Source organism: Cohnella sp. 56 (genome assembly GCF_037963805.1).
In the GTDB taxonomy this organism is placed as follows: Bacteria; Bacillota; Bacilli; order Paenibacillales; family Paenibacillaceae; genus Cohnella.
Window position 1 is genome coordinate 240,956 of the sequence record NZ_JAZDQE010000001.1, and the last position, 19,331, is coordinate 260,286.

Here is a 19,331-nt window from a genome sequence, read left to right on the forward strand (position 1 = left end):
ACTCATAAGATGGGGGAGGGGATCACATGTATTCTGTCATGATGGTGGACGACGATTACCCGGTGCTTGAATATCTGAGCGCCTCCATCCCCTGGAAGGAGCTCCGCCTGGAAGTTCATTCGATGTGCAAGAACGGCGCGGTCGCCCTGGAGCGAGCGCAGGCTTCGCTGCCCGACATCGTCATCACCGATATCGGCATGCCCCAGATGGACGGCATCGAGCTGATCGGCGAGCTGAAGCGGCTGAAGCCCGATATTCGCTGCGTCATCTTGTCGTGCATGGGCGACTTCGCCTATGCCCAGCAGGCGGTCCGGATGCAGGTGGACGATTATGTGCTTAAGGAGACGATGAGACCGGAGCAGATTGCATCTCTGCTGCGCAAGCTGTCGGACCAGATCGCCGCAGGAGAGGAGCAAACCCGGCAATTGGCCCGCATGCAATCCAAAAAAGAAGAAAATGCGCTCCTGTTCAGGCAAGGCCTGCTGGAAAGGATGACGGCCGACGGCGGCCGGGATCTCTCGTGGGCGGAGGGGGCGGCGGACGCGGGCATCGACTTCGAAGGCAAGGTATGGCTGCCCGTGCTGGTCGCGATGAACCGTTGGTCCGAGCTCTCGCGGAGGATGCCTGACGAACGGGCGGTGCAGATATCCCTCGGCCAGGCGGCTGCAGGGCTGGCGTACGAGCTGCCCGGCACCGTACTGCTGCCCCACGGCCGCCGGGAGGCGATGCTGTTGTTTCCGTTTCGCCGCAGCCTCACGGAGATGAAGGTGGAGTCGGTACGGCCCTTTCTGCGGGGACTTGGCGAACGGTTGTCGCAGGCGAGCGGCATCTGCGCGACCTTCCTGATCGGCATCTCCGCAGCGGCGCCTGCCGCGCTCGGTCGCGCGGCCGAGCAGCTGTTGTCCTCCGGTGCCGGCCGATTTTATCTGCCCGACGAAGGCGTCTTCACGCTCGCCGAGCTGCCCGTCACGGTGGAGGGCGACCTGCACGCGTTGTATCCCGAAGCGCTTCAGCGTATTCGCGATGCCTTCCTCGAAGAGGACGAGGCGCTGCTGGAGAGGACGATACGCGACTGGCTTGACCAGGTGCGAGAGAAGCGCTGCCGCCCAGAGCTGGTCAAGGAATGGACGCTCAAGATCCTGTACGACAACCAGATGCGTTTTCTGGCGCTGCAGCATTACCAGAGCATATTCTCGATGGAGGTGCTCCACCGGACGTTGGGCGACATCGGCACGCTCCAGGAACTCGGGGACTGGATGCTGCAGTTTTTCAAGGAAAGAATGCCGCTGCTCGGATTAATTTACAAACAGTCCCGCCGCTCGGAAATCCTGCGCGCACAGCAGTATGTCAGCCACAACATCGGCTCCAAAATCACGCTCGAGGAGGTGGCCGACATGCTGCACATCAACTCCAGCTACTTCAGCCGGCTGTTTAAGCGCGAGACTGGCTACAACTTCATTCAGTACGTGACGACAGCCAAGATGGAGCGGGCCAAGGAACTGCTCGCCCGCAGTAACATGAGCGTCGAGGAGGTCGCCGCGCGCCTCGGTTACGAGAACAAAAGCTACTTCGCCAAGCTGTTCAAAAAGCACATCGGCGGCACGCCGGGCGAGTACAGAGGAGACTGAATGGCGGTGGATAATCCCCCTCGATCACGTTTGAACAATATCCCTTTGCGTCAGGAACGGCTGCGTGCGCATTTAAGGAGCTGCTTTAGTTCAATGCGACCAGGTTCTTGTATGCGCCGGGAAAGGAGTCCGGAATAACCGTCGCGCCGACAGTCTTGGCGTAGAAGCCGATCGCTTCCTCCACCCAGCCGATCACGGCATAGGCGTAGCCTTCGTCCCGCATCGCCCGCAGCGTCTCTAGCAGCAGCGCCTTGCCGATGCCCGATCCCCGGCAGTCCGGCGCTACGCCGGTCGGACCGAAGAAGTTGCGTACGACCGCGTCGTACAGCGCAAAGCCGACGATTTCTTTGTTTCTCACCGCGATGAAGGCGTAGGACGGCAGCCTGCCGAAGGCGCATTCGCACTCGCTGCGCCAGTTTTCCGGGAAGTGTTTTCCTGCGAAGTCCGCCAACCGTCCCTTGTCCGCCGTCATGGCGCGCACGATTCGTATCCCTTGCGACTCGAGCGCGGCCAGCTCGCCCCGGTCGTCAGGCAGCTCGTACAGCTTGACCAACATATCAGGCATGGCCATCCTCCTCCTGTTCGCCTTCTCCGCGACGATCTTCCGCCGGAGCGGCCAGCTCCAGCAGCTTGGCTTCATACAAGCCGAATCGGTAAAATCTCGAAGCGATAAAAAGCTCGGCCATGGCCGGGGGCAGCAAAGGCGCAAGGGCCCGCCGCATGGCAAGCTTCGCGGCCTCAAGCGCGGCGTAGCCCGTTCGGTGCTTGTCTTTGAGGCTCGTCATGACTTCCTCGCCCGGGTATAATTCGCCTCTGAACAGAAACGTATACAGCGGGAGCCGGCGCTTGGCCGGAATCTCATATTGGATCATCGCGCCGATCAGCTCGGCGGTCTGACGATTCAAGGCAATCGCAGGCAGCAGATCAGGCACGAGCTGGTAATAGTCCGCGATCTCGTAGCCGTCCGCTGCCGTCGCCGCGTCTTCGATGCCATGATATTGCGATAGGAAACGCGGCAAAAACGTAGCCGGATCGGAACGACGATTCCAGCATTGGTCGGCGGAGAAGAAGGCGGGATAGCGCGACGTCTCGAACAGTCCGTAAGGGCTGCCGAGCGCGAACGGCGCGGACCAGTTCGTGCCGATAATGCCCCCAAGCTGCTCGGTCTCGGCCAACGTCGTCCAGTTCAGGATATTGGCGAGGCGATTGCGGATGACGGGATAGTTCTGGTCCCCTTCGTCGTCCCAGCAGCGTACGGAAGAGGCGCCGATGACGGACAATCCCGCTCGCCTCAGCCGCGTGATCATGTCGAGCGCGTCCCGCTTCATGCGGTGACCGCCGTAAATCCATACGACGACGGTCACTTCGGGATCGAGCGCCGACAATTCGTCATGAGACGCGTGCATCAGCATGTCGTGCCAGATCATCGGCTGCTTGCCGAGCTCGCGGACGCGGGCGGCGAGCCGGTTGACGAAGGCGATGAAGGATGCCTCGCGCGTCAGCCCGGAGGCGCGGCAGGCCTGGCATTCTCCGAGACTCCACACCTCGTCGCAGCCCATATGCAGGTAGCGGCTGTCCGGATGCATCGCCGCGACCTCCTCGAGGATGCCGGCCATCATGTCGAATGCGCCCGGCCGGTGTGGACACAGCTCGCCCACGCTGTCCGGCGTCTCCCGCAGCGCGATATAGGGAGGATGCTTCAGGATGAACTCCAGATGGCCGAACGACTGCTGCTTCGGGATGACCTCGATGAAGTGGTCTCTGCACGTCTCGAGCAGCAGCGTATGCTCCTCGTCGGTCATCGCAAGCTCGGAATGACGCAGGAAGGCATGGCGTCTGAACGGCAGCTTGTCTTCATATTCGACGACGAGCGTATTGAGCTTGTACTCGGACATCTCCGCGATGTACGCCAGTATATTGGGGAATGTCGGATATACGGTGCGGAGGTCCAAATAATCGCTGCGGAGCGGCAAGTCCGCCCAATCCGCAATCTCGACGGCAGGCAGCGGATCGTACCTGCGCATGAGCTGGAGCAGCGTCTTCAGGCCGTAGTACAAGCCGGACGCCTCGCGGGCGTGCAGCGACAAGCCGCCGTCGCCTATGCGGAGCACGTAGCCGTCGTGGCGTCCGGCCAGACGTTCCTCGGCAGCTTCGCGCCGTCGCGGCCGGTCCTCGGAGATCAGGGCGTACGTATCGGGCGACTGGCCGTCCGCGACATTCGCTTCTCCGAACAACTCCCGTGCCAGCTTCGACAGCCTGTCGTCGGACCGCGGCATCAGCAGCTTGACGCGCATGCCATCCAGATTGGCAGCCGGCGGCCGCACATCTTGCCTGTCTTCAATCAGTTCACGCACATACTGCGGTTGCGGGATCAAGTCCAGCTTCATGACGAATCCTCCCTTGCGTTCGCGAATCGTTGACGCCGCGGTCCTTTGCTAGCCTTCCTACAGCCATCGCACGCGGCCCTTGAACCTTTCGATGAACCGGTTGTTCCACTCGTCTCCGCCGGGCGCGTTGGCACTTCGCCATACGGGAACCTCGATTCCTTTCTCGGCGAGCAGGGCGGCTGCAGTCATCATCAGGGAATTCAGCAAAAAGGCGTTGGCAAACGTGGACGTCGAGCCCATCCTCGGCTCAAGGCCCTGGATCGGCAGCGCGGAATCGCCCGGCTTGACCTTGCTGTCGAGAAAATAATCGCAAGCTTCGTACAGATTGAGCCGGGACGGGTGACGCGCAGGGTGGTCTTTGGGCGTTGCATCGGCATGGCCGACCGAGGTGACGGCGATGGTGACGACGCCTCGGCTCTTGGCCGTTAACGCCGCATCGATGCAGGCGGTATTAATGCCGTAGGCGTTGGCCAAGATCAGAATATCGCCCGGACCCAGCCTGTTGTCCTCGATGACGAGCTTGCCGTAGCCGGGCGTGCGCTCGACGGCCATCGAGCGCAGCGCGCCGTTCGAGATCATCGTGCCTTCGTCGAGAATGGCGCTGATGTGCATGAGCCCGCCTGCGCGGAAAAAAATTTCCGTGGCGTTCATGTTCGAGTGCCCGCCGGGCCCGTATAAATAGACGAGCTTGTCCTGCGCAATATGATCGGCCAGCAAGCCCGCCACCTCCAGCAGGCGATCTCGCGGCTCGCTGCGGATCTCTTCGAGCAGTTCCGTTATATATGTCAGGTAAGCCCCCATAATATCGTCTTGCGCGGACAGCGGTCTTTGGTTCATTTTAGCAACCTCCTTGTCAAAGTAACCTGCAAATTCGTTAGACGGATTGCTTGTAGCCGAAACTATCGGTATCCGCGTACAGCGTGCAGCTCGGATGACGGCGCATCGCGGTGGCGGGGCAGGCTTCCTCGACCGTGCCGTGTATCGTGCGCATCACCGCTTCGCGCTTGCGCAGTCCCGGTACGATGCATACCAGATGCATCGCCGACATCAGAGCGGGGATGGTCATCGTGAGCGCATGCGTCGGTACGCGCTCGAGGGCGTCGAAGCAGCCGTCGTTCACCTGCTGCGCGCGGCAGTCCGCGTCAAGCTCGACGGGCTTGACCCAGCGGGGATCGTCGAAGTCTGCGACCGGCGGATCGTTGAAGGCCAGGTGGCCGTTTTCTCCGATTCCGAGACAGACGATGTCGATCGGCGCCTCGCGGAGCAGTCCTTCGTATCGAAGCGCTTCCTTTTCGGCGTCGTCGTCCGGCTTCATGAGATGGACCCGCCCGGGCTTCACTTTGTCGAACAGCCGCTCGTTCAGATAATGCGCGAAGCGCTGAGAGGCGCGGGCCGGCAAGCCGATATACTCGTCCATGTGAAAGGCGGTGACGAGGCTCCAATCGATGCCGGGTTCGGCGGCGAGCGCTTCGAGAAATTCGTCCTGCGAGGGCGCCGCCGCGAATACGATGCGAGCGCCGCGGCCGGCCGCCTGCAACGGCTTCAGCTTGACGACGAAGTCGCGGCATGCCGCCTGTCCGAGCTGCCGCCTGTCGGCGTAAACCTGCGTCCGCAGGCTGTCCTTTAACAGAGAATAGACGGGGAAAAGCATGGATTGACTCATCGTGCATTCCTCCAATTCGCACAGTACGGCGCAGTCGATTGCCACTTCAATATAGCAAGACGCCTCCAAAAAAAATTGACCGTTACCGGGACTGATTTGACCGATCGGCACAGCGGAGGGCGTGCCCGAAGCGCGAACCGAGTAGCGAGACGCATAAAGGGTAAATATAACAATCGCCGGCTGACAGACGCGGACGGCTATTCATCATCAGGAGGTGAACGATGGGTGCATAAACCTGTTGCAGGCCATGGCCGGATCGCTTCGGCTGCCGGAGCCGTCGAAGCGGGCGGTGATACGCATCTGGCGGGCCGGACCGTCGATGCGCTCGAAGGGTTGTCCGGCGTCCATCCGGGGGAAAGACGCGCGCATGCGAAGGGCGTATGCTGCCGCGCCGTATTTACGCCCAGCGGCCTGGCGGCCGGGATTACGACGGCAGCGCATTTGTGCGAGAAAGGCAGGGAGATAGAGGCGTTCGTCCGGTTCTCGGGCAGCTCGTCCGATCCATCGCTGCCCGATCTGCTGTCGCCGGGCAAGGGGCTGGCCGTGCGATTCGGGCCGCCGGGAAGCGATTCTTCGGTGCTGACGGCCGTCACGATCCCGGTTTTCTTCGCCAAGACACCCGAGTCCTTCCTTGACTTAATTAAGGAAGCAAACCGATTGAAGGGAGGCGGCATCGGCGCCGTCGCCGCCGCAGCGGAGCTGGCTGCGCACTTCCCGGAGGCGCGGCACAGCCTTATGCATATAGGCAAACTCCTGCCTCCTGCCAGCTACGCGACGTGCAGATACTATGCAATTCACGTCTTTAACCTAATCGATGGAGCAGGGAATCGCCGTCCGGTCAAGTTCGAGTGGATGCCGGAACTCGGCGTCGAGACGCTGCCGATGGCGGAGTTCAGGTCGCTGCCGGAGGACTATCTGGAGCTTGATGTCGCCGCGCGTATGAAGGAAGGGCCGATTCGCTTCCGCTTAAACATCGTGCTGGGGCGGGAGGAGGATCCGATGGATGATCCGACGCTGCCGTGGCCGGACGACCGAGATCGGATCGACGCCGGAATGCTGGACGTGACGGACGTTATCGACGATCCGGACGCGGACGGCCTTGCGATGGATCCGACCGCGACGGGGCCCGGCATCGAGCCGTCGGACGATCCGATTTTGCGCTTCCGCAGCCCGGTGTACGGCGAATCATGGAGGCGACGACGTCTAGGCGAATGAAGCGGCCCGCGTTCAGGGCCATTTTTTATGCCGATTACCATATAAATGAAAGCGCTTGTATGGGAGATTCGATTTCCGGAGAAAATGATCGTTCGTTTAGCGCGTTCATGCGTTGCACGACAACGCTTTAAATTGACGAATCGTCGCTCGGACATTTAAACTGTTATTTAAACCGCATTAAATATTTCTAGAACAAGGGGCCATGTAAAATGAAAAAACGTATCTGGGCATCCGCGCTGCTCTCGCTCGCGATGCTGGCGACCGCAGGCTGCGGCGCCAAAGGCGACAACGGCAACAACAGCGGAGCGGCGAGCCCGACGGCTTCGCCGTCGTCATCGGCAAGCGCTTCTGCGCCGGCTGACGACAAGACCTACTCGATCGCGATCTCGCAGATCGTGGAGCACCCGTCGCTCGACGCGACGCGCGAGGGCTTCCTCGCCGCGCTGAAGGACGCCGGCCTCGAGGAAGGCAAGAACCTGAAGGTGTCCTACAACAACGCACAGGGCGACCAGAACACGAACCTGTCGATCGGCCAGAAGATCGCCGGCGAGAAGTACGATCTCGTCCTCGGCATCGCTACGCCGTCCGCAACCGCACTGGCGCAATACGTCAAAAATACGCCGATCCTTTTCGCCGCCGTCACCGATCCGATCGATGCGAAGCTGGTGAAGAACCTGGACAAGCCGGGCGCCAACATCTCCGGCATCTCGGACACGAACCCGGTCGCCGTCCAGCAACTGATGGACTTCATCGCCTCCGACTTTCCGAATGTGAAGAAGGTCGGCCTCGTTATCAACGAAGGCGAATCCAACGCCGTCGTTATGGCGAAGAACGCCGAGGAGCAGCTCAAGAAGCACAATATCGAGCTGGTCAAGGCGCCGGTCACGAACACCTCCGAGGTCAAGCAGGCTGCCGAGTCGCTCGTTGGCCGCGCGGACGCGCTGTTCATCACGCTGGACAACACAGTCGTCAGCAGCGTGGACGCGATCATCAAGGTGGCGAACGACAACCATCTGCCGTTCTTCTCCAGCGACCGCGACACTGTCGAGAAGGGCGCCTTCGCCACCTACGGCTTCAAGTACTACGATCACGGCTATCAGGCGGGCCAGATGGCGATCGAAGTGCTCAAGAACGGCGCCAACATCGGCGATCTGAAGGTCGGCATGCAGGAGAAGCTTGACCTGATCCTGAACCTGAAGGCAGCCGAGGCCGAGGGCATCACGGTGACCGACGGCATGAAGAGCAAGGTGCAGGACCAGAGCAACAACATCATCCAATAAATATCATCCAAAAATAGTAGAGTAGGTGTCGTCCTTGTTCCATTCTCTGACCGGCGCGCTTGAGCTTGGCCTCATGTATGCCTTGATGGCGCTCGGGGTATACATCACGTACCGCATCCTGGACTTCCCCGACCTGACCGTAGACGCCAGCTTCACGACGGGAGCTGGCATCGCCGCGGTGATGATCACGCACGGCTACGCACCCTGGGTCTCGACGCTGGCGGCCTTCGGCGGCGGTCTGGCGGCCGGCGCCTGCACGGGCCTGCTGCATACGAAGGGCAAGGTCAACGGCCTGCTCGCGGGCATCATCATGATGATCGGGCTCTATTCGATCAACATGCGCATCATGGGCAAACCGAATATCTCGCTGCTCGGCGAGGACACGCTGCTATCCGGCGTGGCCTCCCACGAGTGGCATGACGTCCGCCTCGGATATATCGCCGTGCTGATCGGGCTGGCAGCCGTCGTCAAGCTGCTGCTCGATGCGTTTCTGCACACGGACCTGGGGCTCTCGCTGCGGGCGACGGGAGATAACAAGCGCATGATCCGCAGCTTCGGCAGCAACACGGATCTGACGACGATCCTCGGCGTCAGCCTGTCCAACGGTCTCGTCGCCCTGTCCGGCGCGCTGATCGCGCAGGATGGCGGCTCCGCCGACATCTCCATGGGGATCGGCATGATCGTGATCGGGCTCGCGTCGGTCATCATCGGCGAAGCGATATTCGGGCCGAAGCGCGTCTTCTGGGCGACATTCGCCGTCGTCATCGGCGCGATCGTCTACCGGATCGTCTACGCGCTCGCGCTGCGCGCCGAATGGCTGCATTTGCGGACGACGGATCTTAAGCTGATCACCGCCGTCATCGTCGTCCTGGCGCTCGTCATACCGACGGTGAGCCGGACGGCCAAGCAGCGGCAGCAGGCCAAGCGGCGCACGGCCGAGCTGATGGCGGAATTCCGCGGCAAGGGGGCGATCTGATGCTGGAGCTGAACGGGGTATCCAAGCTTTTTAATCCGAGTACGCCCAACGAGAAGATCGCGCTCATGGACATCAACCTGAAGCTGAACGAAGGCGACTTCGTCACGGTCATCGGCAGCAACGGGGCGGGCAAGTCCACGCTCATGAACATCATCTCGGGCGTCATGCAGCCGGATATCGGTGACGTGCTGATCGGCGGCCAATCCGTGGCGTCGAAGTCCGAATCCGAGCGCAGCAAGTGGATCGGGCGTGTGTTCCAGGACCCGATGGCCGGTACGGCGCCCAATATGACGATCGAGGAAAATCTGGCGATGGCGTATGCGCGCGGCAAGCGGAGAGGCTTCGGCTGGGCGGTGACGGCGAGCAAGCGCGACCTGTTCAAGCAGGAGCTGAAGCGCCTGGGCATCGGCCTCGACGCCAGGCTGCGGGCCAAGGTCGGCCTGCTCTCGGGCGGCGAACGGCAGGCGCTCAGCCTGCTGATGTCCACCTTCACGCGGCCGTCCATCCTGCTGCTCGACGAGCATACGGCTGCGCTCGATCCGGCGCGCGCCGAGCTGATCACGCGCATTACGGAACAGATCGTGCGCGAGATGAAGCTCACGACGCTGATGGTCACGCACAACATGGAGCAGGCGATCCGGCTCGGCAACCGCCTGATCATGATGGACAAGGGACGCATCATTCTCGATATCCCGGCCGACCGCAAGCAGGACCTCACCGTCCAGAAGCTGCTTGGCGAGTTCGAGCGCATCAGCGGCCACAAGCTGGCGGACGACCGGGTCGTGCTCGGCTAATAGGTGTTAGGAAGGACGAAGCCTTTGCGGGCTTCGTTCTTTTTTTGTGGCGTGACGCTGCTCGCTGCCGGCCTCACTCGAGCTGTACGCCTTCAACGGTTATGTCGGCAGGGACGCCGGCAAGCATCGGCAGGCTGTATTGGCATGGTCATGGGCGTCGGCATTGGTAATCGGTATTGGCGTCGGCATGGGCATGATCATCGGTGCTGGCGTCGGGTCATGGGCATTGGCATGGTCATGGGCGTCGGCACTGGCGTCGGGTCAAGGGCATTGGCGTTGGTAATCGGTATTGGCGTCGGCATGGGCATGATCATCGGTGCTGGTATCGACATGGTCATGGTCATTGGCATGGTCATGGGCGTCGGCACTGGCTCGGCATGGTCATCGGCATGGTTATGGGCGTCGGCACTGGCGTCGGGTCATGGGCATTGGCATTGGTAATCGGTATTGGCGTCGGCATGGGCATGATCATCGGTGCTGGTATCGACATGGTCATGGTCATCGGCAAAGCCTGCATATGTGCATCTTTTTAGGCAGCGAATGCCGGCGGCGGAGCGAATTCCTGCATCCGTACATCCTTTCAGGCGCCTGGCGCTGAATTTGCGCCCAAATGGACGAAAAGCCTGCATATTTGCAGGTATTAAGCTCGGCCGGTTAGCGCACCATTTCAAGCCTGCATATTTGCAGGAATTTAATTCATCTGCCCTGCTCGCCCGCGCGAGGACGTCCTTGCGCAGCATCTGACGCGCCCCGGCAGGGCTTCGCGTCATAAAAGTTGCGATAAATCGCGCGCGAATGTGTCCGAACGCGATAATGCATGAGCCGCTTGCATGTAATCGCTCTCTTGCGTCGCTAACGGTGCGCTATGCCGTTTCATGTGTATCGGCGGCAGTTTACATGAAGATGGAGCGTGCCTTATGATTCATTTCGTGTTCAATCACACATCCTAATCGCTGAATCCCGCAGGAGCGGGAACGGGGGAACCAACAGGAAGCCGCTGCCCGCCAGGCCGGCTATCCCGGGGTGAATCGCTTGATGCGTTCAAGCGTAGGGCTGCTTGCCGAGCCCGAATCCGACAGCTAACCTCGCAAGCGTCCGGAAGAGGAACCTGCGCCGCTATTCGCCGACGAATCAGCTGCGGGAGATTCTTTCCCGCGGCTTTTTGCCGATGGCACGACCAGGCCCGGAACAGCAAAGGAGCAGAGCTATGGTCAGCAAAGTTAAAAGGTTCTTGATCGGCAGACCGATGAAGAGTGCGGAGATCGAGGGCGCGAAGCTGGGCAAATTCAAGGCACTCGCCGTCTTGTCATCCGATGCCCTGTCGTCGGTCGCCTACGGCACGGAGCAGATCCTGCTCGTGCTCATGGCAGCGGGGTTCGCGGCCGTCTGGTATTCGGTGCCGATCTCGCTGGCGGTGCTCGGACTACTATTCATACTCATCCTGTCTTATCGCCAGACGATCTACGCCTACCCGGCAGGCGGGGGCGCCTATATCGTAGCCAAACACAATCTCGGCGTATCGACAGGTCTGCTGGCCGGCGGCTCCCTGCTGGTCGATTATATTCTGACGGTGGCGGTCAGCTCCTCCGCGGGCACCGACGCGATTACGTCCGCCTTTCCTTCGCTGCACGATCACCGCGTCCTGATCGCGCTCGTCATCATACTCGTCCTGACGCTCATGAATCTGCGCGGCGTGACCGAGTCCGCATCCGTGCTGGCGACGCCGATCTACCTGTTTGTCGTCGCGATCTTCGTCCTCATCGGCTCGGGCATCGTCAAGTACGCCGTGGGCGGCGTCGACGCGCATGTGCCCGAATTCGGCGCCGCCGTGTCCAACGTGAGCCTGTTCCTGCTGCTCAAGGCGTTCAGCTCCGGCTGCTCGGCACTCACCGGGGTCGAGGCCGTATCCAATGCGATTCCCAACTTCAAGAAGCCGGCCGAGCGCAATGCCGCCGCCACGCTGATCATGATGGGAACGATCCTCGGCGCGATGTTTATCGGCATCAGCCTGCTTGCCTACTGGTACGGCATCGCGCCCGACGAGAAGCAGACGGTCGTCTCGCAGATCGCCCAAGCGACCTTCGGGCGCGGCACAATTTATTACATTATCCAGGCGCTGACCGCGCTTATTCTGATGCTGGCGGCCAATACGGCATACTCCGCCTTCCCCCTGTTGGCGTTCATGCTGGCGAAGGACCGCTATATGCCCCACGCCTTCATGGTGCGCGGCGACCGTCTCGGCTACTCCAACGGCATTATTTTCCTCGGCGTCTTCTCCGCTCTGCTCGTCGTCGTATTCCACGGGAATACCGAGAACCTCATCCCGCTGTATGCGGTCGGCGTATTCATCCCGTTCACGCTGTCGCAGCTCGGCATGATGGTGCGCTGGATCAAGCTCAGGCCGCACGGCTGGGTGACGAGGCTGGCTGTCAATACGATCGGCATGCTGACGACGCTCAGCATTACGTTGATTTTTATCTTCACCAAGTTCGCGCACGTATGGATGGTGTTCGTCTTCCTGCCGATCGTCATGCTGACCTTTTTTAAGATCAACAGGCACTATCGCGATACGGCCGACCAGCTGCGCATCGACCCCGCCAAGGAGAAGCCATGCATCAAGGGCAGCACGATCGTCGTGCCCGTCGCGGGTGTCACCCGGGTCGTCATGAACTCGCTCAGCTATGCGAAGTCGCTCACCGACAACGTCGTCGCCGTCTATGTCGGCTTCGATGACGAGGAGATCGAGCGGATGGAGAAGAAGTGGGAGGAATGGAATCCCGGCGTCCGTCTCATCACCCTGCGTTCGAGCTACCGGAGCATCATCCGACCGATCATGAAGTTCATCGACACGATCGAGTGGAAGACCGCCGAGACCGACCATATTACCGTCCTCATTCCGCAGTTCATCGCCAAGCATTGGTGGCAGCATATTTTGCACAATCAATCGAGCCTGCTGCTGCGCGCCTACCTGTACAATCAGAAGGACGTCGTCATCGCGACCGTGCCTTATCATCTGAGGCGCTGACGATCGGAAGCTGCTGCGCGCTCGTTTCGTTTGTATGGGGCGGTGCAAATCAGTATGATAGGGTAAACGAGGAGGCGATTCATCTTGGCCGAACACGATATACCGTTTGAAATTGGCATCAGCACCTTCCTGGAGACGACGCCCGATCCTGCGACCGGGACGACGATCAGCCACGCGGAGCGTCTCCGCGATGCGATCGAGGAGATCGTCCTGGCCGATCAGGTCGGCTTAGACGTCTACGGGATCGGCGAACATCACCGTCCCGACTACGCAGCCTCCGCGCCGGCGGTCATTCTGGCTGCCGCAGCATCCGTGACCAAGCGCATCCGACTCACCAGCGCCGTCACCGTACTGTCTTCGGACGACCCGGTGCGCGTGTTCCAGCAATTCGCTACGCTAGACGCTGTGTCCAGCGGTCGCGCGGAGATTATGGCAGGCCGCGGCTCCTTTATCGAGTCGTTCCCGCTGTTCGGATACAGCCTGGAGGACTACGACGAGCTGTTCGAGGAGAAGCTGGAGCTGCTGCTCGCGATCCGCGATTCGGAGAAGGTCAGCTGGCGCGGCGGACACCGCCCGTCGTTCGACGACCTGGGCATCTACCCCAGACCGGTGCAGCAGCCGCTCCCGGTGTGGATCGCCAGCGGCGGCAACCCGGAGTCGGCGATCCGCGCAGGCATGCTGGGATTGCCGATCGTCTTCGCCATTATCGGCGGCATGCCGGAGCGGTTCGGCCAGCTGTCTGCGTTGTACAAGCGGGCGGCCGCGGAGGCCGGCCACGATCCGGCCAAGCTGCCGATCGCCACGCACTCGCACGGCTTCGTCGCGCCGACGACGGCCGAGGCGGCGGACAAGTTCTTCCCGTCGACGCAGGCCGCGATGAGCAAGCTCGGCCGCGAGCGGGGCTGGCCGCCGTACACCCGCGACAGCTTCGACGCGGCGCGCACCCTGCGCGGCGCACTGTATGTCGGGGACCCCGAATTTGTCGCCGAGAAAATCCTGCTGCTGCGCCGCAGCGTCGGCGTGACGCGCTTCTTCCTGCATGTGCCGGTCGGCTCGATGCCGCACCGCGAGGTGCTGTCCGCGATCGAGCTGCTCGGCACGAAGGTGGCGCCGATCGTGCGGCGGGAGATCACGCGCGAGACGCAGGCCTGATCGGGCGGGCGGTACGCGAGGGATATATGACCTGCTCCTATTGCCGCGTTTGCATCGTATCCCCTTCGGTCAGGAAGCGGCAGTTCGGATGCGGCAGACGAATAAGCGCCTCGCCATAACCGTTGTATTTACGTACTCGTGCCCACTATCAATATGTTGAACGATCGCGTCTGCATAGTATCCCCTTCGCTCAGGGCGATTTTGCAGGCTACGGTACCGATCTGCGCATTTGAACGGTATCCCCCTCAGTCAGGGATTGACGGCAAACTTTGCAGCGGACGAGACCGGTATGCCCTCCCGTCATGAGGCGTCTGCCTGAAGCGGCCAGCGGCTAACCTGATCGAAGGGGATACCGTTAAAACGTCCCAAACCACCCCTGCCTGCAACGATCGCGCGCTCCCGTCAAACTTTCCGCAAGCTCGCCCAATCGGCGGGCTATTTGCCGTTTAACGGCGTTTCCGTTTAACGCAATTAACTTTCGATAATCGAATTGTTCGCTCCTCTCCTCTACAATAGCGGCTAGAAGCCGGTTTGCGCCGGCAAGCGGGGGAGGAATTGAAGTTGAGACGCATCACGAGTATATGGCTGTGCGTGGCGCTGCTGATCGGGATCATTCCCATATACGGTCCGCGCGCACATGCCGCCGCTCCGGCGAACGAGCCGCAGCTCGTTGCGGGATATTATCACAGCGTCGGCCTGGCAACCGACGGCACGGTATGGGGCTGGGGCGGCAATGAGTTCGGCGGCCTGGCGAACGGGACGAAGACGAACAGCAGCATCCCGGTAGCCGCGAAGGGCATGAACGATGTCGTATCCATTGCGGCGGGCGTACGCCAGTCGTTCGCAATCAAGAAGGATGGCACGGTATGGGCGTGGGGCTCCAACAATTACGGCCAGCTGGGAGACGGCTCGACGACCGACCGGCTGCTGCCCGTGCAGATTGATATCGGCGACGTAGCGGCGCTGTCGGGCGGCATCGGCTATCATACGCTGGCGCTCAAGAAGGACGGCACGGTGTGGGCGTGGGGCGACAACGAGAGCGGCGAGCTGGGAGACGGCACGAAGATCAGCCGTTCCGTACCGGGACCGGTTCCCGGGCTAAGCGATATTGTCGCGGTATCCGCGGGCGGCTATCACAGCATGGCCTTGAAGTCGGACGGCACGGTGTGGGCCTGGGGATTGAATACGGCCGGGGAGATGGGCAACAACACAGAATCGGCGGCGCAGACGGCGCCCGTGAAGGTGTCGGGTCTGGACCATGTCGTCGCCATATCCGCGGGCAACTACCACAACCTCGCGCTCAAGGAGAACGGCACGGTATGGGCCTGGGGAGACAACGGACAAGGCCGGCTGGGGGACGGCACGGCAACGAAGCGGATCGTTCCGGTTCAGGTGCAAGAGCTGAGCGGCGTGAAGGCAATCGCGGCAGGCGGCTTTCACAGCGTCGCATTGAAGGAAGACGGCACGGTGTGGGCCTGGGGACATAATAATTACGGACAGGTCGGCGACGGGACGACGACGCAGCGGAACAAGCCCGTACCAATAGGCGGCTTATCCGGCGTCATGCAGATTGCGGCCAATTCCTTCTCCTCCGCTGCGCTTCGCGAAGACGGCTCGATCTGGAGCTGGGGTTACGGCGATTACGGGCAGCTGGGCACGGGGAATAAGGCCGCGTCCAACGTTCCCGTGCAGAGCAAGGCGTGGCTCGACGGCACGCCGCCGGCAGTCTCGTCAGGCACAATCGCGGCCTCCGACGTTACGACCGACAGCGCGACGCTGACGTGGGCCAAGGCATCCGACAATATGTCCGGGCAGACAGATCTGGAATATCGCGTCTACCGCTCGTTCAAGAACAATATTCAATCCATCGCGGATATCGAGGCCAAGGGCATCGCCGTGAACGCCTATACGGCCGACATCGACAGCTTGCGGCTGACGGGCCTTTTGGACGGCATGCCGTATTACTTCAACGTCATCGTCAAGGATAAGGCAGGCCAAAAGAGTGCCTATACGATGCAGCAGGTCGTTACGGTGGCGATTCCTACATATAGCGTGATCTATAGAGGGAACGGCAACACGGGCGGCAAGGTGCCGGTAGACGACTACTATTACTATGAAGGCGAACAGGCGGTTATATGGGGCAACGTTAGAGGGCTCGTACGGGCAGGCTACACCTTCGCCAATTGGAACACGGCGGCGGACGGCTCCGGCACCGCATATGCGGCGGACGAGCAAGCGACGATCGGCCAAGCGGACCTCGTGCTGTTCGCCCAGTGGTCCAAGAACCCGACGTACAATGTCATCTACCGCGGCAACGGTCATACTGGCGGTGACGGGCCGGTCGACGACGAGGCATACGAAGCGGGCGCTTCGGTGACCGTGCTCGGCAATACGGATGGTTTTATTCGAAAAGGGTACAGCTTTGTCGGCTGGAATACGAAGGCGGACGGCAGCGGCGAGGTGTATGCGGCAGGCGATACCGTAGCGATGGGAACGTCCGATCTGGAGCTGTACGCCCAGTGGACGGCGAATCCAACGTACGGCGTGACGTATGAGGCGCCTGATGCGGATAGCGGAGCCGTGCCGGTGGACAGTGGCTCATATGAGGCAGGCGCCGAGTTCACAGTGCTCGGCAACACGGGCGGCCTGGCGAGAGCCGGGTACACGTTCGCAGGCTGGACGCTGGCTGCCGACGGCAGCGGCACGGCATACCAGGCAGGCGCGAAGCTGACGATGGGCGCCGCAGCGGTGAAGCTGTACGCCCAGTGGACGGCCAATCCGACGTATGGCGTGACGTATGAGGAGCCTGATGCGGATAGCGGAACCGTGCCGGTGGACAGCGGCGCGTATGAGGCAGGCGCCGAGTTCACGGTGCTCGGCAACACAGGCGGCTTGGCTAGAGCCGGGTACACATTCGCAGGCTGGACGCTGGCCGCCGACGGCAGCGGCACGGCATACCAGGCAGGCGCGAAGCTGACGATGGGCGCCGCGGCGGTGAAGCTGTACGCCCAGTGGACGGCCAATCCGACGTACGGCGTGACGTATGAGGCGCCTGATGCGGATAGTGGAACCGCGCCGGTGGACAGTGGCTCATATGAGACAGGCGCCGAGTTCACGGTACTCGGCAACACGGGCGACCTGACGAGGGTAGGCTATACGTTCGCAGGCTGGACGCTGGCCGCCGATGGCAGCGGCACGGCATACCAGGCAGGCGCGAAGCTGACGATGGGCGCCGCGGCGGTGAAGCTGTACGCCCAGTGGACGGCGAATCCGACATATGGCGTGACGTATGAGGCGCCTGATGCGGATAGCGGAACCGCGCCGGTGGACAGTGGCTCATATGAGGCAGGCGCCGAGTTCACGGTACTCGGCAACACTGGCGACCTGGCGAAGGCCGGGTACGCGTTCGCAGGCTGGACGCTGGCTGCCGACGGCAGCGGCACGGCATACCAGGCAGGCGCGAAGCTGACGATGGGCGCCGCAGCGGTGAAGCTGTACGCCCAGTGGACGGCGAATCCGAATCAACCGGATCCGGACCCGAGCCAGAATCCGGATCCGGACCCGAGCCAGAATCCGGATCCCGATCCGGTCCTGGAGCCAAAGCTGGACGCGCTGGAGCTATCTGCCGGCACCTGGAATATGGCCTTCGACGCCGGAACCACGGCGTATACGATCACATTGGAGGCTAATGTGTACGTCCTTCGGATGACAGCGGCTGCTGCAAGCGATCGTCAGTCCATCGCGGCAAGCGTGTACGATGCTGATCATGCCCGGCTCTATGGCCCGATTGTCCTCCGTCAGGGGGCAGCAGCGGACATCCGGGTGTCTACGACGGCAGCCTCCATTCAAGTCGTCGTTACGGGAGAGGACGGCACCGCCTGCACTTACACGCTTCATATCGAGAGACAACAATCACTGCCCGATCCCGTCCTCCCCGTCCAGGGCCCAACGCCGGTGACATCCTTCAGTCTCACTATCGGCGGAACGGCACGTACCGATATGGCAACCGCGGCAAGTACGGGCGACGGCAGTCTGGACATTGTGCTGCGTTCGCAGGCGCTGATCGCCGGTCTGGCGGGCGCCGCCGAAGGCACGATAATCGTCATCTCGGCGCCGGATATTCGATCGAATGCCGTCACCGTTCAGCTCGACGCAGCTTCGCTGTCAGCCTTGCAGGCCAAGCAGGCGGTGCTGGAGCTGCGCACGGCGATAGGCAGCTACACGCTGCCGCTGAATGAAGTTCGAGGCGATACGGGCAGAGGCGGCACTGTTCGACTGGCAATGAGGGCGGCCGACGAGTCTGTCGCGCAGCGGCTGTCCCAAGCGGCGCTTCAGTCGAATCTCGCAGTTATTGCATCCCCCGTCGCATGCGAGCTTGCGATCGTGCAGGACGATCACATCTCTGAAGTGGTTCGCTTCCATTCTTATGTAAAAAGAGAATTGGCGCTGCCTGCCGGGGTTGATCCGAAAGGCGTGACGGCGGTTGTCGTCGAAGCTGACGGAACGCTGCGTCCCGTGCCGACGGAGATCATTGAGCGCGACGGCAACTATTATGCCGTCGTACGCAGCCTGACGAACAGCGCTTATGCGCTCGTAAGGCCGACTGCTGCGGAATTCGCCGATCTGGCCGGGCATTGGGCGCAGGGAGCGGTCGCCGAACTGGCATCCAGACTGATCGTGAACGGATATGGCAGCGGACTATACCGCCCGAACGATGCCGTCAGCCGCGCCGAATTCGCAGCGATGCTCGTGCGCGCGATGGGCCTGCCTTCTTCGACTGCAGCTGCGTCTGCGTCTGCCTTTGTTGACCTCAAAGCAGGCGCATGGTACCTGGGCATCGTAGAGCAAGCTTCATCGTATGCGCTTCTTCGGGGAGATGCGAACGGGCGATTCCGGCCCGACGACACCTTGACGAGAGAGGAAGCATTTACAATTGTGATGCGGGCGATGAAGCTTGCGGGCTATGAGTCCGTTTCGGGCGTTGAAGAAACGGAAAGCATTCTATCGGCGTACGCGGATCAATCCGATATTCACGCATGGGCGAGAGCCGAGGCAGCGACAGCCGTACAGGCAGGCTTGATTCAAGGAGCCGGCGGCAATCTGCGTCCATCCGGTCATGTGACGCGGGCCGAGGCGGCCGCGATGCTGCAGCGCCTGCTGAAGCAAGCGGGTCTTATTAATCGCTAATGAAGCAGGGCGATCCAAGCCGGC

General features: G+C 61.5%; 14 protein-coding genes and 1 riboswitch. Of the genes, 9 read left to right on the top strand and 5 right to left on the bottom strand.

Features of this window, described 5'->3' with window-relative positions:
• Positions 1-26: 26 nt before the first annotated feature.
• Positions 27-1,628, top strand: coding sequence for a helix-turn-helix domain-containing protein (locus VQ071_RS01065; protein WP_340511982.1), 1,602 nt, complete (start codon positions 27-29; stop codon positions 1,626-1,628).
• 85 nt (positions 1,629-1,713) lie between these two features.
• Here the strand turns inward: VQ071_RS01065 and VQ071_RS01070 are convergent, their stop codons facing one another.
• Genes VQ071_RS01070 through VQ071_RS01085 form a run of 4 tightly spaced genes read right to left on the bottom strand, consistent with a single transcriptional unit; the run spans position 1,714 to position 5,678 of the window.
• Entirely contained in the window at positions 1,714-2,193 is a 480-nt protein-coding gene (locus VQ071_RS01070; RefSeq protein ID WP_340511983.1) for a GNAT family N-acetyltransferase, read from the bottom strand.
• A complete protein-coding gene (locus tag VQ071_RS01075) occupies positions 2,186-4,015 on the bottom strand; it encodes a family 20 glycosylhydrolase (protein WP_340511984.1) in 1,830 nt (609 codons plus the stop codon). Before VQ071_RS01075 ends, VQ071_RS01070 begins: the two co-directional genes overlap by 8 nt.
• Positions 4,016-4,072: 57 nt before the next feature.
• Complete coding sequence (locus VQ071_RS01080) at positions 4,073-4,852, bottom strand: SIS domain-containing protein (protein ID WP_340511985.1); 780 nt, start codon at positions 4,850-4,852, stop codon at positions 4,073-4,075.
• A gap of 37 nt (positions 4,853-4,889) precedes the next feature.
• The gene (locus tag VQ071_RS01085) at positions 4,890-5,678 is read right to left on the bottom strand and encodes a glucosamine-6-phosphate deaminase (RefSeq protein WP_340511986.1); all 789 of its coding nucleotides are present in this window, start codon (positions 5,676-5,678) and stop codon (positions 4,890-4,892) included.
• Positions 5,679-5,903: 225 nt separating this feature from the next.
• Here VQ071_RS01085 and VQ071_RS01090 point away from each other — a divergent pair, with 225 nt between their 5' ends.
• The 5 genes from VQ071_RS01090 (at position 5,904) to VQ071_RS01110 (ending at position 10,384) form a co-directional block, all read left to right on the top strand.
• Complete coding sequence (locus VQ071_RS01090; RefSeq protein WP_340511987.1) at positions 5,904-6,893, top strand: catalase; 990 nt, start codon at positions 5,904-5,906, stop codon at positions 6,891-6,893.
• A gap of 209 nt (positions 6,894-7,102) precedes the next feature.
• Complete coding sequence (locus VQ071_RS01095; RefSeq protein ID WP_340511988.1) at positions 7,103-8,173, top strand: ABC transporter substrate-binding protein; 1,071 nt, start codon at positions 7,103-7,105, stop codon at positions 8,171-8,173.
• 34 nt (positions 8,174-8,207) lie between these two features.
• Positions 8,208-9,149, top strand: coding sequence for an ABC transporter permease (locus tag VQ071_RS01100; protein WP_340511989.1), 942 nt, complete (start codon positions 8,208-8,210; stop codon positions 9,147-9,149).
• Positions 9,149-9,943: an ABC transporter ATP-binding protein gene (locus VQ071_RS01105; RefSeq protein WP_340511990.1), complete on the top strand. Its 795-nt coding sequence runs from the start codon at positions 9,149-9,151 to the stop codon at positions 9,941-9,943. Before VQ071_RS01100 ends, VQ071_RS01105 begins: the two co-directional genes overlap by 1 nt.
• A gap of 144 nt (positions 9,944-10,087) precedes the next feature.
• Entirely contained in the window at positions 10,088-10,384 is a 297-nt protein-coding gene (locus VQ071_RS01110; RefSeq protein WP_340511991.1) for a hypothetical protein, read from the top strand.
• On the opposite strand, the gene VQ071_RS01115 is transcribed toward VQ071_RS01110, so the two are convergent.
• Entirely contained in the window at positions 10,363-10,683 is a 321-nt protein-coding gene (locus VQ071_RS01115; protein ID WP_340511992.1) for a hypothetical protein, read from the bottom strand. The genes VQ071_RS01110 and VQ071_RS01115 overlap by 22 nt on opposite strands.
• Before the next feature lie 201 nt (positions 10,684-10,884).
• Positions 10,885-11,052, top strand: a riboswitch (cyclic di-AMP (ydaO/yuaA leader).
• 98 nt (positions 11,053-11,150) lie between these two features.
• Between VQ071_RS01115 and VQ071_RS01120 the strand changes: the two genes are divergently transcribed.
• From VQ071_RS01120 to VQ071_RS01130, 3 genes are all read left to right on the top strand, one after another.
• Positions 11,151-12,968 (top strand): APC family permease, encoded by a 1,818-nt coding sequence (locus tag VQ071_RS01120; protein ID WP_340511993.1) that lies wholly within the window; start codon positions 11,151-11,153, stop codon positions 12,966-12,968.
• Positions 12,969-13,052: 84 nt separating this feature from the next.
• Complete coding sequence (locus tag VQ071_RS01125; protein ID WP_340511994.1) at positions 13,053-14,120, top strand: LLM class flavin-dependent oxidoreductase; 1,068 nt, start codon at positions 13,053-13,055, stop codon at positions 14,118-14,120.
• Positions 14,121-14,681: 561 nt separating this feature from the next.
• Positions 14,682-19,307 (top strand): RCC1 domain-containing protein, encoded by a 4,626-nt coding sequence (locus VQ071_RS01130; RefSeq protein WP_340511995.1) that lies wholly within the window; start codon positions 14,682-14,684, stop codon positions 19,305-19,307.
• Positions 19,308-19,331 lie beyond the last annotated feature (24 nt).